We start from the raw sequence: 15,318 nt of genomic DNA on the forward strand, positions 1-15,318 counted from the left end.
CGCAAGGGTAGATCCGCTGAACGGGCCGATCAGTCCCGGGCCGCGGCAGCGGCCGCCGTCCCCGCCCGCAGTGCGGCAACGGGATCGGCCGCCTCGTCCAGCTCGATGAGCACGATGCCGGCACCCGGGGTACGGGACATCGCGTCGGCCCAGCCCCGCCAGTCGACGATGCCCGTGCCTGGTGCGGTCATGTACGGCTGCTGCTGGGCGTAGATCGTTTCGTCGATGGTGAGGTGGACGTCGATCGGTCCGACCGCGTCCTTCCAGTGTGCCAGGGCGATGCGCGGCGCGTGGCGGCGCGCCACCGCGACGGGGTCGCCCCCGCCGAGCGCGATGTGGCAGGAGTCGGGGCACAGCCACACATAGCGCGGGTCGGTCAGTGCCATGAACAGGTCGATGTCCCGCTCGTACCAGAGCGTGCTGTGCGACTCCGTGTGGAGGGCGAGCTTCACGCCGTGCCGGGAGACGGCCTCGCCGACCGCGTGCGCGACGTCGGCCATCCGCGTCATGTAGGCGGCGTCGACGAAGAAGGGCGGGCGTGTCCCGAACGTCGTCCGCATGGGCAGCCCGGTCACCAGGATCTCCGCGCCCGCTTCGGCGAGGAAGGCAGCGCGCCGCTCGGCGTCGGCGACGATCGCGGGCAGATCGTGGGAGTGCCGCCAGTCGGGGGCCTCCGCGTCGGCGACGAAGGCACTGACCACGGACAGGCCGCGGGCGGCGAGTTCACGGCGGAAGGAGGCCGCGCTGCCGAAGGCCCGCAGCACCGAGTCGATGCCGCCGGGCGCGAAGGTCAGCTCGACACCCGTGACGCCTGTCTCGGTCAGCACGTCCATCACCCGTACCCAGAAGGCCTCGGGGTTGTCGTGGGCCCAGTCCCGCAGGGCGTCGGCGGAGTCCAGTCCCCAGAAGGCCGGGTGGTAGAAGGTGACGACGTCGGTCGCGAACCGCGGTGTCACTCGTCACCGCCGCGGGCGTTGTAGACGGTGACGTCGTCGGAGTCGACGGCCTCCCGGTAGCCGCGGAACACGGCGAGGGCCTCGTCCCGCAGCACGTCCCCCGTGACCTTGATACCGCGCGCCTCGAACTGCTCGGCCCAGTCCGAGCCGAGCGGGCCCTCGTCGAACGTGGTGATCTCCTCCAGCTCCGGGCCCTCGCCGGCGACCACGAGTCCGCGCACCCCGGACCACATGGTGGCGCCGTAACACTGCACGCAGGGACGCCAGTTGACGACCAGCTCGTGCGCCGGCAGCCCCTCTGCGCCGAGGTCCCAGCCGCCGGTCGCCTTCTGCGCCAGGCCGAGCGCGAGGACCTCGGCGTGGGCGCTGGAGACACCCGAGAGGAGGACGACGTTCACGCCGACGGAGACGATCCGGCCGGTGTCCTGCTCGGCGACGAGCGCCGCGAACGGGCCGCCGTTGCCCTCGCGCCAGTTGCGGTCGGCGAGACGGTGCACCAGACGCATCCGGTCCTCGCGGTCAGGGATCACGGCCGGCACGTCGGCCAGCTCGTCGTCGATCCACGCCGGCAGTGCCACGCGGTATTCCCTGGCGATGTCGATCACGATCGGCCTTCCTCTTCAAGTGACGTAGGACGTACGGCAGTTGTTCTGATGTGTGCGGCGACGGCACGCGCGGCCCGTACGGCGGTCACCGCGCCGGTCAGGGTGACGTTGGCGGCCATCGCGGTGGGGATCACGCCGTTGCCGGCGAGATACAGATTGTCGTGGCCCCACACCCTGCCGTCCGGGTCGCACACGCCGGTGCCGTCGTCGGCGACGCAGGCCCGGACGGTGCCGGTCAGGTGCAGCGACGAGCCGGGCGGCAGCAGCGCGCTCTCGGTCGCGGGGTCGAAGGGGCCGAACTCCTCGGCCAGCGAACGGACTTCGGCCAGTCCCCGCCGGATCAGTGCACGGTCGGCGTCGGAGTAGGCGAACTCGATGCCGATCCGCGGCATTCCGGCGAGGTCGGTCCCGGTCGTCGAGAAGACGAGGCGGTTCTCGGGCCGCGACTCGACCGGGGCGTACAGCGAGAGGCCCACGGAGTGCGCGAGAGGGCGGCCGTCCTCGTCGACGTAGGTGCGGTTCATGATCTGGCCGTGGAACGGCTGTGCCGCTCCGTTCTGCGGCAGCCACAGCGAGTCGGTGCTGAACTCGCCGGGACGGGGCAGCGGCAGCGCGCCCAGGTCGAGGCCGAACCGGTCGAGGTCGAGCAGCACCCGGGCGGTGATGAACGCGTGCTCGTTGAGGTGCCGGCCCAGCGCCGCCGGTCTGATGCCCGAGGCGAACAGCAGCTGGGGTGTGCGCAGTGCGTCGGCGCACACCACCACGGCGGCGGCGCGGAGTTCCGAGGTGGCGCCGTCGGCGACACGCCGCAGCCGGGCACCGGCGACCCGGCCGTCGTCGGACACGAGCAGCCGTGTCACGAGCGTCCCGGTCACCAGCGTGAACGCGGGGTCCTTGCCCGTCGCGATCGCGGGGAAGACAGTCCCCGGCGCCGTGCGCGGCATGGGCCCCGAGGCCCTCGCGGCGACCGCCATGGGCATCGGCTGCGGGCGCCGCTCGCCCGGTCCGACGCCGTCGTAGCGGCGCCGCAGTACGTCGAGGACCAGCCGGCCGACCCCGGTCGGCCCGATCGCGGCGGGCGTGACCGCGAGCACCCGGCGCGCGGTCGCCAGGTCCGCCGCCCAGCGTGCCGGGTCGCCGAAGTCGAAGACCTCGTCCCCGGCCGGCCACGGCGTCGCTGCGGTCCAGTGCACTCCCATGCCCCCCGCGTTCCACGCCAGCGCGACCTGAGGCATCGCCTCGGCGTCCGCACCGAGGGCGAGCGCGTGGTACATGCCCGGCGGCAGACCGGGGAGGCTGTCCGCGACCTCCCGCACCACCTCGGCGCCCGTGTACATGCCCTGGATTCCGGTGGCGACCTGCTCGTTGTAACGGGTCCACAAGGCCGGGTCGTCGAGGTCGTGCAGATGCAGGCCGGGCGCCTCGCCGATCGGGCTGCCGCCGTCGACCATGGTGATCTCCAGCGCCGGGTCGGTCTCGCGCAGCAGCCGGGCCACGACGGATCCCATGATGCCGCTGCCCACGATGAGGACGTCGGCACGGGGTGTACGGGTCACAGTGAGACTCCATGGTGGATCTGATGGCGTGGGGGAATGGGGGAGATCACTCGGCGGTGACGAGCGGGCCGAACAGCTCGGTGTCCATACGGTCGAGCGCCAGCTTGACGGCGCCGACGAGCGCGGCGTCGCGGCCCAGACCGGTGGCGCGCAACTCGACCGCGGGGGTGCGGGCGGCGCGCAGCGCGTCCCGCACCCGGGGCAGCAGCACATCGGCCGCGTCCTCCAGACCGCCGCCGAGCACGATCAGCGAGGGCGCGACCGTCCACGACAGGGTGGTGAGGATCGACGCGATGCTCTCCACGAGCTCCCCGACCTCGGCGAGCGCCTTCCCGTCGCCGGCCCGGGCCGCGTCGAACAGGTCGAGTGCGACACGTCGCTGCGTCGGTTCCGGTGAGGTGAGCCAGGCCACCGGACGCTCCTCGACCGATCTCTTCGGTATCGACGCCGCCTCGACGATCTCGCCCGCGGCACCGTCGAGACCGCGGTGCACCGCGCCCCGGATGAGGATGCCGAGACCGGTCCGGTTGCCGAGAATCGCCCATACGACGGTGTCGTGACCGCCGGCCACGCCCCGCCAACGCTCCCCGAGCGCACCCAGGTTGGTGTCGTTGTCCGCGAACCACGGAACCCGGATGCGCCGCCCGAGCTCCTCGGGCAGGTGCACTCCCTGCCAGCGCGTCGTGTGCACCAGCCGCCGGACCACTCCCTCGTCGTCGATCGCGCCGCCGCTCGCGACCGCCCCGGCACGCAGCCGCTCCGGCGACCCGCCCGCGTCGTCGAGCGCCGTCAGCACCAGGGCCGCAGCGTCGTCGAGCGTGAGCCGCGGATCCAGGTAGGCGCGCAGCGGCCGGTGCGCGCGGCCGACGATACGGCCGCGCACGTCGGCCACGACCGCCGACACGTCCCCGGTGGTGATCTGCACGGCCGCCAACAGGGCGTGCTCGGCCCGCAGTTCGTAGCGGCGGGCCGGACGCCCGGCACAGCCGACGGTCGGCACCCGGTCCAACTCGCTGACCCAGCCCGCCTCGACGAGCGAGTCCAGGATGAGCTCGATCGTGCGGCGGGACAGGCCGGTCTGCTCGGACAGCGCGGTCAGCGTCGTCGGCCCGGCGGACACCGCCAACGCCCGCAGGACGACGGAGGTGTTGACCCGTCGGACCGCGCTCTGGTTCATCCCGGACATCAGCACGCCTCCACCGCCCCGCCCACGACGGGATCGAACACCCCGGTGGTGTCGGCCGCGAAGGGGGCGCCGGGCCGACCGTACGTGCGCGCCGGGTCCCCGAGCGTGCCGGTCGCCCTCGCCCAGGCCGGCTCCTCGCCGCGGACGAAGCCGACCAGGTCGGCGTGCATCGACGCGGCCAGTGCCGCGGGCGGGTCGGCGCCGAGCGCCTCCGTGACCCCGGGTGCGTCGAGGACGTCGTAGAAGAACGGGATGTCGATGCAGTGCGTGGCGCCTGAGGTGGCCGGGGAGGGCCATTCGAAGGAGTACAGCCAGGTGCCGGCCGGGGAGTGCCGGCGGGCTGCGGCCGTGCGTGGGCAGGCGGCGCGGAAGAGGGTGTCGGTGCGGCGGGTGCCCGCGGTGCGGGCGCCTTCGAGTGTGGCGGGGCCGTCGAACTCGTCGCCCGTCGCGCCGAGCAGCAGGGGCACGGCGTGTCCGTGCGCCGCGAGTCCGTCGGCGACCGGTACCGGCAGGACGTCGTCGCCGACGTACGGGCCGAGTACGAGTGCCTCGTCCGCCCGCAACTCCCGTACGTGCCACTGCAGTCGACCCCTGGTGCAGCGGGCGAACCCGTCCCGCGTCGGGGGCACGGCGAGCCGGTCCCCGAGCCGTTCGAGGAAGCCACGGGCGGTGTCCTCGGCCACCTCGAAGAACCCCCCGGACAGGCTGACCGCCCGCTGGAAACGGCCTGCCGTCGCCGGTGACGACAGCAGCGCCAGCACCGCCGCGCCCCCGGCCGACTGTCCGGCGAGGGTGACCCGGCCCGGATCGCCGCCGAACGCGGCGATGTTGTCCCGCACCCAGTCGAGAGCGAGCAGCAGATCGCGCAACCCTCGATTGGCCGGTACGTCGTCCAGCGGGGCGAACCCCTCGACGCCCAGGCGGTGTCCGACCGTCACCGTGACCACGCCGTCGCGTGCGAAGGAACGGCCGTCGTACCAGGGGCTCGCCGGGCTGCCCGCCAGGAAGCCGCCGCCGTGGACCCACACCAGGACCGGGCAGTCCTCCCCGTCGACCGGGGCGACGACGCTCAGGTTCAGCACGTCGTCGCCCGGCACGGACGGTTCCGGGATCGTGGTCGTGTCGAACAGCGGCACGACCTGAGCCGTGGCGCCGTGCCCTGTCGCGTCGTACGGCCGCGGGAACCGGCCGCGGCGGATCGGTGCCACGAACCGCCTTTCCCCGACGGGCGGTTCGGCGTACGGGATGCCGAGGAAGCGCCTCACCCGGCCGTCACGGCGGCCGACGATCGTGCCCGCGGGGGCCTGCACCCTGTCTGTGGTCGTCACCGTCAGCGCATCCCCGTCCCGGCGACGCCCTGCACGAAGTACCGCTGCAGGAACAGGAAGAGCACCAGCACCGGCAGCATCACGACGATCGCGCCGGCGAGCATCAGACCGTAGTCGGTGACATGGGCCGCTGCCTGACTGGTGGCGGCGAGCCCCACCGGGAGCGTGTAACTCGACATGCTCTGGGCCACGATGAGCGGCCAGATGAAGTTGTTCCACGACGTCAGGAACGACATGATCGTGATCGTCGCGACCGCCGGCCCGGCCAGCGGCAGGAAGATCCGGAAGAAGATCCTGAACTCGCCGGCCCCGTCGATCCGGGCAGCCTCCAGCAGCTCGTCGGGGATCGACAGCGCGTACTGCCGCATGATGAACACCGACAGCGGAAGCGCCACCGAGGGCAGTGCGATTCCGGTCAGGGTGTCCGCAAGACCCATGTCGACGGTGATGACGAACTGGGTGATGAACACCGTGGTGACCGGCACCATCATCGCCGCCATGACCGCGCCGAACGCCAGCCGCCTGCCCGCGAACTCCAGCTTGGCGAGGGCGTATCCGGCCGCCGACGCGGCCACCGCATTGCCGACCACGACCATCACCGCCACGACGACGCTGTTGACCAGGAACCGGCCGAAACCCTGCGTCCGGAACAGCCGGACGAAGTTGTCGAAGGTGACGTGGTGCGGCAGCCAGGCACCGGGGTCGGAGCGGATCTCGTCGAGGCTGCGCAGCGAGCCGCCGAGCACCCACACGAACGGCAGCAGCGTGAGCAGCGCGCACAGCAACAAAGCGCCGTACAGGACGGGCTGGGAGAGGGAGCGGCGGCGTACGGTGATCCGCTCGCTGGCCGGTTCGGCCTTGTGCAGCGTGGCGACAGCGGTCATGAGCGGGGCCTCAGCAGTCGGAACTGGACGACACTCACCAGCGCGACGAGGACGAGCATCACGAAGGACGCGGCCGAGGACACGCCCAACTCGCCCACCCCGAACTGGTGGTAGGTGTACAACGCCACCGACTCGGTGGAGCCGAGCGGGCCGCCGTCGGTGAGCAGATACGGCTCGTCGAACACCTGGAGATAGAAGACGGTCAGCAATACGGAGACCATCAAGGTGGTCGGCATCAGCATCGGCAGCGTGATGTGCCTCAACTGCCGCCATTTCCCCGCCCCGTCGAGCGAGGCGGCCTCGTACACGTCCTGCGGGACGGCCTGCAGACCGGCGAGGAACAGCACCATCGCGGTGCCGAAGTTGCGCCATACGCCGAGTGCGATCACCACGGGCATGGCGAGGTGTGTGTCGTCCAGCCAGTTCGGTCCGGCGAGGCCGACGGCGCCGAGCACCTTGTTGACGGTGCCGTTCTCGTTGAAGGCGTACCGCCAGATCAGGGCGACCGCGACGATGTTCGTGACGACCGGCGCGAAGAAGACGGTACGCAAGGCGCCACGCAGCCGCCGGATGCCGGAGTTCAGCGCCAGGGCCAGCGTGAATCCGATGCCCATGGTCAACGGCACACCGACGGCCACGAAGACCGCCGTGTTGAAGATGTCCCGCAGGAAGCTGTCGTCCTGGAACAGGCGCAGGTAGTTGTCCAGCCCGGTGAAGTTCACGGCGAGCGGATGCCGCAGGTCGGCGCCCCGCAGATCGGTGAGGCTGAAACCGAGCGCCGAGACGGTCGGGATCGCCGTCAGGAGCAGGAACACCACCGTGAACGGCGCGAGGAACAGCCAGGCGACGGCCGTCCGACGGGTCCTCACTTCGCTCCCGTGCCGAGGCTCTCGGCGTACGCCTGCACGTTCGCGGCGGCTTTCGCGGCGCTCTGCGTGCCCTTGGCGACGGCCTCCGTCTCCTTGCCGAGACGGGTGGCGACCTGCTGCCAGGTGGTCACCTGCGGGAACGCCCGCGTGTTCTTGAGCTGGGTGAGGAAGGCGCCGAGCAGCGGCTGCCCCTTGATGGCCCGGTCGCCCCAGGCGGAGACGACGGCCGGCAGCGAACTGTACGCCTTGTACTGCGCGATCTGAGTGCTCGGCTCGGCGAGGTACCGGACGAACTTCCAGGCCGCGTCCGCGTTCCCGCTGTCGGCGAGCACCCCCCAACTGCCGCCCGCGGAGAAGGAGACACCGCTCGACGAACCGGCCGGCAGCGGCGCGGTGGCGACGTGGGACGCCGTCCAGCCGTCCTTCTTCGCGGCGGTGTCGAGCTGGCCGATCACCCACGGGCCCGTGATCATCGTCGCCGTCCTGCCGGAGACGAAGTACGGCTGCGCGTCGAGGAAGGTCGGCCCGCTGGTGTCAGCCGTCCCGGAGGTGAAGAACGACGCGTTGTACTTCAGCGCGTCGACCATCGCCGGTGTGTCGAGCGTCCACTTGCCGCCCGACAGCAGGGAGCCGCCCGCCTGCCAGGCGTACATCGCGACGTCCTGGCCGTTGAAGACGTCCCAGCCGATGTCGGCCCCGAGCCCGTGTCCGGCACCCGCTTTCTGGAGCGCCTTGAGGAAGGGCACCATCCCGTCCCACGTCGTCGGCGCTTCGACACCGGCCTTCTTCGCGAGGTCGGAGCGGTAGACGAGCGCGTAGGTGTACGCGTACCAGGGCACCGTGTAGGCCACGCCCCCGGTGACACCGGCGTCCCACAGGCTTTTGAAGAAGCTGTCCGGGTCGACGAGACCGTCCGGTACGGCCCGCAGGATCGACGGGTCAAGGAACTGGGCCTGCGACTCCGGGAAGAACTGCGCGACGTCCGGTCCCTTGCCCGCCGCGATCGCCGACTGGAGCTTGGTGTAGTACTCGGCGTTCGGGATCAGCGTGAACTTCACGCTGAGCTTGGGGTTCGCGGCCTCGAACGGCTTGATGACCTTGTTCAGGACGTCGGCGTCGCCCTGTGCGGCCCACACGTTCAGGATTCCGGTGGCCGGGCCGTTGCCGACGGGCGTGGCGGAGGTCTTGGCGGCCGCGGTCTGAGTGCCGCGGCCGCAGCCGGTCAGGGCCGAGGCGCCGAGCAGCGCCAGGCCGGCGGTCAGTTTCAGGGCACCGCGTCTGGAGGGGTTGGACACTCGGGGGCTCCTGGGGGATTTCGCGAAGAACCAGCATTATTGGCTGCAAGCGAAGCTACGAACGCGGTGTTGCGGCGGCGTGGCCGAGCCATCACGAATAATTTCGGAACTTGTAGCGAAATCGATTGGTCCGGTTTGCCGCAGCACAGAGAAGATCTCCATCTCGTGCCGCTCCGCTACCCGATGTCGACCACCCGGGCCCAGGCGGGCGGCGCGTCCGGCACATGGTCGGGATCCTCCTCGTCCCAGCTCGCGCCGTGCCGGGGAAACAGGCCCACCACCGTCCGGCACGCCGGCCGCGAGTCGGGCCAGGGGGTCTGACCGTCGGTCAGCACCACTACGACGTCGGGGCGCGTGCGCAGCGCCCTGGCGAAGCCCGTGCGCAGATCCGTGCCGCCGCCGCCCAGCAGCGGGATGCCCTCGGCCCTGCACAGCGGGTGCGCGATCCGGGCCGCCGCGTCGCACGGCACCACGGTCACCAGGTCACGGCGGCCGCCCACGGCACGGGAGATCGCTGCCACCTCCAGGAGCGCGCTGCCCAGTTCGGCGTCACTGACCGACCCGGACGTGTCGATGATCACCGAGACCCGCGGCGGGCTGCGCCGCAGGCTCGGCAGTACGACACCGCGCAGTGACGCCGAGCGCCGCGCGGGCCGGCCGTAGCTGTAGTCCTCGCCCGCGCCCGACCCAGAGGCCGCCGAGCGGACCGCCGCGCCCAGCAGCTCCCGCCAGGGCTGCGGCGGATGGAACGCCTTCTCCGCCCACCGCCGCCACCCCTCCGGGGCGCTTCCCGGACGGCCCTTGAGTCCCTCCGCCACCCGGAACCGCACGGCGTCCTGTTCCTGTGCGCTCAGGCCGTGCGCGCCGTCCGGACCCAGCTCCCACTCCCGTGCCAGCCCGTCGGCGCCGCTGCCGCAGTCCAGCCAGGCCATGCCCTGCGTGCGCGCGCCGAGCGTGAACTGGCGCAGGTAGTCCTCCATCAGCTGCCCCTCGGACAGCCCCAAGGCCGCCGGCCGCACCGCACCCAGGGGCGAGACCAGCCCGTCGCCGTAGATGTCGTCGTTGATCTCGCAGTCCGCCGCGATGTTCATCCGCAGGCGTTCGCCGGGGCCGGTCAGCCCCCGCTCCCGGGCGACCCGGTCACTGCGCCCGTGGTGGTCGCGCAGCAGATGCGACACCTCGTGCACCCATACGGCCGCCAGGTCCTCCACCGGCATCCGGTCCACGAACCCCGGCGAGACATAGCACCGCCAGTGCCGGTCGACGCCCATCGTCGGCACCTGCCGTGACTCCACGGTGTGCAGGGCGAACAGCGCGGTCGCCAGGTAGGGGCGGGCCCGGGCGGCATGCAGGCGGGCGGCGAAGAGCTTGTCGCGGTCCAGCGCCCCGGGCGCGTCCGTATTCATCGGCCGGCCTTCGACGCGAGAGCGGCCCGGTCCGCGCGCCGGGACACGGAGACCGCTCCGGCGAGCTTCTCGATCGCCGCCGGTACGTCCCAGTCCTCGCGGCGCAGCGTGGCGAGCGTGGTCGCGGGCACCACCACCAGGTCCGGCGCTCCGGTCTCCAGCGCGCGGACCAGGAGCGTCCAGGCCGCGTCCCAGCGGGACTTCTCGGGGCGGCCGCGGACCGCCGTCACCACGCCGTCGAGCACGGCCTGGCGCAGATCACCCCGCTCGGGCAGCTCCGCGTTCGCGGGGTCGGCCAGGAGCACCTCGGGGTCCGGCAGGTCCAACCGGTCCAGGCTCGCCAGCAGTTCGAGGCCCGGGCCGTCGCCCACCGTGCCCCGGACCAGCAGCGAGAGCACGTCGCGGGAGGAGCCGGCCGCGGTCGCGAAGGCGATCAGGCGCAGCGTCATCTCCCAGCTCCGGGGCGACGGCCAGGCGCCGCCCCGCCGCATCTCGTTGCCGGGAAGCTGGTGCACGAGTTTGGGCCGTGCCGTGAGCAGCCCGCACACCGCACGGCGGGCGAAGTCCACCGCCTCCGACAGCTTCTCCGCTGAGAGCCGCGGCAGCGTGGCCCGCGGCCAGGTCCCGCCGAGGCCGCGTACGACGACCTCGTGATCGTGGGTCCACTGCAGGTGCACGAAACGGTTGGCCAGCGGCGGGCTCAGCTCCCAGCCGTCGGCCGCCGAGGACCGCGGATTGGCGGCGGCCACGATCCGGACCCCGGGGGGCAGTTGGAGGGCGCCGATCCGCCGCTCCAGCACCAGGCGCAGCAGCGCGGCCTGCACGGCGGGCGGCGCGGTGGACAGCTCGTCCAGGAACAGCAGCCCACGCCCGGCCCGCACCAGGCGTACCGCCCAGTCCGGCGGGGCCATCGGGACCCCCTGCTCCGCGGGATCGTCCCCGAGGACGGGCAGCCCAGAGAAGTCGGACGGCTCGTGCACGCTGGCGATCACCGTGGTCAGCGGCAGGTCGAGGGCCTCGGCGAGCTGGGTGAGGGCCGCGGTCTTGCCGATCCCCGGCTCACCCCACAGCAGCACGGGCAGATCGGCGGCCACGGTCAGCGTCAGGGCTTCGAGCTGCATGTCGGGACGGGGTTCGGTGGTGGCGTCGCGCAGCAGGGTCAGCAGTTCGTCGGCGACGTCGAGTTGAGAAGGGGAAGCGAACGGAACGGATGCAGACATGTTTGATCACCTTTTGGGTTCGTGATGAGCCGACGGAGCAGGCGCGGGAACAGGGGGCGCGGGTCAGTAGAAGGTCGCTCGGCGCAGGCGCATGCGGCGGGCAAGGGGGCGACGGCGGTTTTCTCGGGGGTGGGAGCGAGCAGGCGGGTCCCCGGGCCCGATCAGGCCCGCCCTGAACAGGCCGTAGGTGATCCGCCGCTCCGCGGCCGCCTCGAGTTCGTCCCGCAACGGGCCGTCACGCAGCACCGCGTCGGGACCGAGCAGGCCCTCCACGACGGCCAGCGCGCCGGCGATGTCACCGTGGTCCAGGCGTTCACGGACTCCCGTGAGACAGTCCGGACGGCGGTGCGCCTCATCGATCGCCCGCAGGCAGGGCAGGGGAGTGCCGGTCAGCGCGACCAGCAGCTCCTCCCGCCGGACCTCGGCAGGGTCGTGGTCCAGCGGTACCAGCACTCCGTCGACCAGACCGATCCGGTGCCGGGAACCACGGCATTCCACAAGACGGGGATGCCCAGGCGGGTCCGCACCGCCTGCCGGACCGGGCGAGTGGTCCGGTACGAGCGCGGCGGCGACCAGCGGGTGCAGCCGATCGGCCCCGATCGAACCGGTGCGCAGCAGCTCCAGGTCGGGCGGCACCCAGGTCCCCGCGTCAGGGAGGACCGGAAGCGCGCGGCCGTCCGCACGTGTGGTCCTGCCACGGTCCGCGAACCGCGTCGCTGACAACCCGCCGTCGAGGTTCACGTCCAGGACCAGTCGATGTCGGCCCCCGAGCCGCACGAGAACGGCCCCGGTGGCTGCTTCCGGCCGTTCGGCGCGAAGCACGATCCCCGCCTCGGCTGCCCACCGGCCGAGGGCACAGCGCTGCCAGTGCGGCACCGTCTGCCGCAACTCCGGTCCCAGTACGAGGTGTTCGGGGCCGGCCGGTCGATCGGCACCGGACCTGCTCCGCAGCTCCCCGGCCCGGCTCGCATCCCACAGATGCCGGTGCAGGTCCAGACGGAAGCGCCGGCTGGGACGAGGATGCGGATGACGGCGGGAGGCGGCCTCGGCGTGGGATCCGTCCCACAGCCCGAGGCTGATCCGCTGCCCGGCGTCCGCCCAGGCCGGCGGAGTGCGGACCACGAGGTGCACCGGATCCGGTCCGTCGCGCTCGGCGGCGTCGTAGCGGGCCAGGGAGATGGTCAGCCCCGGGCGCAGCAGCCCGTCGGGAGCGATCCTCGGCATGTGCCAGCGCAGCAGGTCCGGAGCCAACTGCCGTAGATCCGCACGGACTTGGTCCGCGAGCGCCCGGCCGTGAGTGCGGGCCGCGGAGCGCAGACTCAGGTCGACATCGACGCCTGCGGCAGCGCACGCTCCGGCCCAGTCGCCGACGCGGCGCCTGGCGGTCGCGGTCTCGATCATGGAGGGCGGCACGGCGAACTCGCGCACGCGCAGCCAGAAGGAGAGGGAGGAGTCCCCGTTCGCGGTGTGAGTGGGCATCAGCACTCACCTTGCGCGGACGGGACCCCCAATCTGACAGCAGAGTGAGTAGTCATCGCGGGGATCGTAACCGTCGCCGTACTCGAACCGCCAAGGATTTTTGGTCTCGCGGCCCGCACCACGGTCGCCGCCCTGTCGATGGCCGTACCCCGCAGCCGCTTCAGCCCCGCCCAGCCGGCCCCCGCCGTGGGGACGGCGGCGCTGGGTCTGTCCCGTGTGCCGCGCACAGGCGGCTGACCCGCGTGTTGCCAGGGCGCCGACGATCGCGGAGGATCTTGTGCCCAGGCCCGGTACCGGCAGGAGCTTCCCGTGACGTACGACATCACCGCCATCCGCTCCCAGTTCCCCGCCCTGGCGGCCGGAACGGCGCACTTCGACGGCCCGGGCGGCACCCAGACCCCGCAGCCCGTCATCCAGGCCATCGCGGACGCGCTGTCCAACCCCCTGTCGAACCGGGGCCAGGTGGCGCAGGGGGAGCGCAACGCCGACGCCATCGTCACCGGGGCCCGCAGGGCCGTGGCCGACCTGCTCGGAGCGGATCCGTCGGGGATCGTCTTCGGCCGCAGCGCCACCCAGCTCACCTACGAGTTCTCCCGCACCCTCGCCAAGACCTGGCAGCCCGGGGACGAGGTGGTCGTCACCCGCCTCGACCACGACGCCAACATCCGCCCCTGGGTCCAGGCCGCGGCGGCGGCCGGCGCCACCGTGCGCTGGGCCGACTTCGACCCCGCCACCGGGGAGTTGACGCTCGACGACATCCGCGCCGTCCTCACCGGTCGCACCCGGCTGGTCGCCGTCACCGCCGCCTCCAACCTGATCGGCACCCGTCCCGCGATCGCCGAGATCTCCCGCCTGGCGCACGAGGCGGGAGCGCTCAGCTACGTCGACGGCGTCCACTACGCCGCCCACACCCTGGTCGACCTGGAGGCGCTCGGCGCGGACTTCTTCGTCTGCTCCCCGTACAAGTTCCTGGGCCCGCACCACGGAGTCCTCGCCGCCCGGCCGGAGCTGCTGGAGACCCTGCGACCGGACAAGCTCCTGCCCTCCACCGACGCGGTTCCCGAGCGCTTCGAACTGGGCACGCTGCCCTATGAGTTCCTCGCCGGCACCACCGCCGCGGTCGACTTCCTCACCCGGCTCGACCCGAGCGCCACGGGAACCCGCCGACAGCGCCTGGCCGCCGCGTTCGCGGCGCTCGAGGCACACGAGCACAGCCTGCGCACACAGCTCGACAAGGGACTGTCCTCGCTCGAAGGCATCACGGTCCACTCCAGGGCGGCCGACCGCACGCCCACCCTGCTGCTGACGTTCGAGGACCGCTCCACCACGGACGCCTACCGCTTCCTCGCCGAGCGCGGCGTCCACGCCCCCTCGGGATCCTTCTACGCCATCGAGGCCTCCCGCCGGCTCGGCCTCGGTGACACCGGCGGCCTCCGCATGGGCCTCGCGCCCTACAACAGCGCGGAGGACGTCGACCGGCTGCTGGGCGGGCTGTCGGAGTTCCTCAGCCCCTGAGCAGCGGAGCCGGGAACCAGCGCGAGGGGGGCGCACGGGCGGGTGTATGTTTGAAGAGTCAAACTTATCGTTCGGTTGTCCGCTCCCGGATCGAGGCCGGTTCTCATGCACGTCGTCATCAGCGGTTCCTCAGGATTGATCGGCGGTGCACTCGCCGCGTCGCTGCTGGCCGACGGTCACCGTGTGACCCGGTTGGTCCGGCGTGAGCCGCAGACCAGGGCCGACGGAAGCGTCGAGGCACGGTGGGACCCGCGGGCGGACGCGGACGGGGTCGATCCGGCGGTGCTCGACGGCGCGGACGCGGTGGTCGGGCTGGCCGGCGCAGGAGTCGGCGACCGCCGGTGGACCGCCGCGTACAAGAAGGAGATCCGCGAGAGCCGGGTGCGCGGCACCGGCGCCCTCGCTGAGGCGATCCGTGGCTGCGGGAAGCCGCCGCGGGTGTTCGTGTCGGGGTCCGCCGTCGGCTACTACGGCGAGACCGGGCAGGCCGAGGTGGACGAGTCCGGCAGGCCGGGCCAGGACTTCCTGGCCGGCGTCTGCCAGGAGTGGGAAGCCGCCGCCGACGGCGCCCGGGCGGCCGGGACGCGGGTCGTCACCACCCGCTTCGGCATCGTCGTGTCCGGCGCGGGCGGGGCCCTGGGCCGCCTGCTGCCGCCGGCCCGGGCGGGGCTCGGCGGGCGGCTGGGTCACGGCCGCCAGTACTGGAGCTACATCTCCCTGCCCGACACGGTCCGCGCCCTGCACCACCTCATCGACGCCGAATCGGTCAGCGGCCCGGTCAACATGACCACCCCGCACCCCGCGACCAACCGGGACATCACCGCTGCCATCGGCAGGGCCCTGCACCGCCCCATGGTGCTGCCCGTGCCCGGCTTCGCCCTGCGGCTGGTGCTCGGGGAGTTCGCCGACGGCATCCTGATGAGCCAGCGGGTGGTGCCCGGCCGCCTTCTCGACTCGGGCTTCACCTTCGAGCACCCGACCTTCGAGGCCGCCCTGGACTCAGTGATCCGCTGACGGTG

General features: G+C 72.4%; 13 protein-coding genes. 2 read left to right on the plus strand and 11 right to left on the minus strand.

Annotated elements, in window-relative coordinates; translation table 11 throughout:
- Nucleotides 1-29 precede the first annotated feature (29 nt).
- The 11 genes from ACIBW9_RS09185 to ACIBW9_RS09235 all read right to left on the minus strand — a co-directional run bounded on the left by ACIBW9_RS09185 (nucleotide 30) and on the right by ACIBW9_RS09235 (nucleotide 12,784).
- The gene (locus ACIBW9_RS09185) at nucleotides 30-956 is read right to left on the minus strand and encodes a sugar phosphate isomerase/epimerase family protein (protein ID WP_398952840.1); all 927 of its coding nucleotides are present in this window, start codon (nucleotides 954-956) and stop codon (nucleotides 30-32) included.
- Nucleotides 953-1,561 carry a nucleoside deaminase gene (locus ACIBW9_RS09190; protein WP_398952842.1) on the minus strand — a complete coding sequence of 203 codons (609 nt, stop codon included), beginning with the start codon at nucleotides 1,559-1,561 and terminating at the stop codon, nucleotides 953-955. The genes ACIBW9_RS09185 and ACIBW9_RS09190 overlap by 4 nt, the downstream gene beginning before the upstream one ends.
- A complete protein-coding gene (locus tag ACIBW9_RS09195) occupies nucleotides 1,558-3,117 on the minus strand; it encodes a GMC oxidoreductase (RefSeq protein ID WP_398952844.1) in 1,560 nt (519 codons plus the stop codon). The genes ACIBW9_RS09190 and ACIBW9_RS09195 overlap by 4 nt, the downstream gene beginning before the upstream one ends.
- 46 nt (nucleotides 3,118-3,163) lie before the next feature.
- Nucleotides 3,164-4,294, minus strand: coding sequence for an ROK family protein (locus ACIBW9_RS09200; protein WP_398953947.1), 1,131 nt, complete (start codon nucleotides 4,292-4,294; stop codon nucleotides 3,164-3,166).
- An 8-nt stretch (nucleotides 4,295-4,302) separates the two neighbouring features.
- Nucleotides 4,303-5,631 carry a carboxylesterase family protein gene (locus ACIBW9_RS09205; RefSeq protein ID WP_398952846.1) on the minus strand — a complete coding sequence of 443 codons (1,329 nt, stop codon included), beginning with the start codon at nucleotides 5,629-5,631 and terminating at the stop codon, nucleotides 4,303-4,305.
- Nucleotides 5,632-5,633: 2 nt separating this feature from the next.
- Nucleotides 5,634-6,515, minus strand: a complete 882-nt coding sequence (locus tag ACIBW9_RS09210) for a carbohydrate ABC transporter permease (protein WP_398952848.1) — start codon at nucleotides 6,513-6,515, stop codon at nucleotides 5,634-5,636.
- Entirely contained in the window at nucleotides 6,512-7,384 is an 873-nt protein-coding gene (locus ACIBW9_RS09215) for a carbohydrate ABC transporter permease (RefSeq protein ID WP_398952850.1), read from the minus strand. The genes ACIBW9_RS09210 and ACIBW9_RS09215 overlap by 4 nt, the downstream gene beginning before the upstream one ends.
- Entirely contained in the window at nucleotides 7,381-8,679 is a 1,299-nt protein-coding gene (locus tag ACIBW9_RS09220; RefSeq protein WP_398952852.1) for an extracellular solute-binding protein, read from the minus strand. Before ACIBW9_RS09220 ends, ACIBW9_RS09215 begins: the two co-directional genes overlap by 4 nt.
- A gap of 176 nt (nucleotides 8,680-8,855) precedes the next feature.
- A complete protein-coding gene (locus ACIBW9_RS09225) occupies nucleotides 8,856-10,085 on the minus strand; it encodes a VWA-like domain-containing protein (RefSeq protein WP_398952854.1) in 1,230 nt (409 codons plus the stop codon).
- The gene (locus ACIBW9_RS09230) at nucleotides 10,082-11,305 is read right to left on the minus strand and encodes an AAA family ATPase (protein WP_398952856.1); all 1,224 of its coding nucleotides are present in this window, start codon (nucleotides 11,303-11,305) and stop codon (nucleotides 10,082-10,084) included. Before ACIBW9_RS09230 ends, ACIBW9_RS09225 begins: the two co-directional genes overlap by 4 nt.
- A gap of 63 nt (nucleotides 11,306-11,368) precedes the next feature.
- A complete protein-coding gene (locus ACIBW9_RS09235) occupies nucleotides 11,369-12,784 on the minus strand; it encodes a hypothetical protein (protein WP_398952858.1) in 1,416 nt (471 codons plus the stop codon).
- A gap of 309 nt (nucleotides 12,785-13,093) precedes the next feature.
- On the opposite strand from ACIBW9_RS09235, the gene ACIBW9_RS09240 reads away from it, so the two are divergent.
- Nucleotides 13,094-14,299, plus strand: a complete 1,206-nt coding sequence (locus tag ACIBW9_RS09240) for a cysteine desulfurase-like protein (protein WP_398952860.1) — start codon at nucleotides 13,094-13,096, stop codon at nucleotides 14,297-14,299.
- A gap of 105 nt (nucleotides 14,300-14,404) precedes the next feature.
- The gene (locus ACIBW9_RS09245; protein ID WP_398952862.1) at nucleotides 14,405-15,313 is read left to right on the plus strand and encodes a TIGR01777 family oxidoreductase; all 909 of its coding nucleotides are present in this window, start codon (nucleotides 14,405-14,407) and stop codon (nucleotides 15,311-15,313) included.
- The last annotated feature ends 5 nt before the right edge of the window (nucleotides 15,314-15,318 follow it).

Source organism: Streptomyces sp. NPDC049541 (genome assembly GCF_044465725.1).
In the GTDB taxonomy this organism is placed as follows: Bacteria; Actinomycetota; Actinomycetes; order Streptomycetales; family Streptomycetaceae; genus Streptomyces.

Coding starts and splice junctions, on each gene's coding strand:
- ACIBW9_RS09235 (WP_398952858.1), bottom strand. CDS start 12,784: ATGCCCACTCACACCGCGAACGGGGACTCCTCCCTCTCCTTCTGGCTG.
- ACIBW9_RS09225 (WP_398952854.1), bottom strand. CDS start 10,085: ATGAATACGGACGCGCCCGGGGCGCTGGACCGCGACAAGCTCTTCGCC.
- ACIBW9_RS09210 (WP_398952848.1), bottom strand. CDS start 6,515: ATGACCGCTGTCGCCACGCTGCACAAGGCCGAACCGGCCAGCGAGCGG.
- ACIBW9_RS09230 (WP_398952856.1), bottom strand. CDS start 11,305: ATGTCTGCATCCGTTCCGTTCGCTTCCCCTTCTCAACTCGACGTCGCC.
- ACIBW9_RS09200 (WP_398953947.1), bottom strand. CDS start 4,294: ATGAACCAGAGCGCGGTCCGACGGGTCAACACCTCCGTCGTCCTGCGG.
- ACIBW9_RS09245 (WP_398952862.1), top strand. CDS start 14,405: ATGCACGTCGTCATCAGCGGTTCCTCAGGATTGATCGGCGGTGCACTC.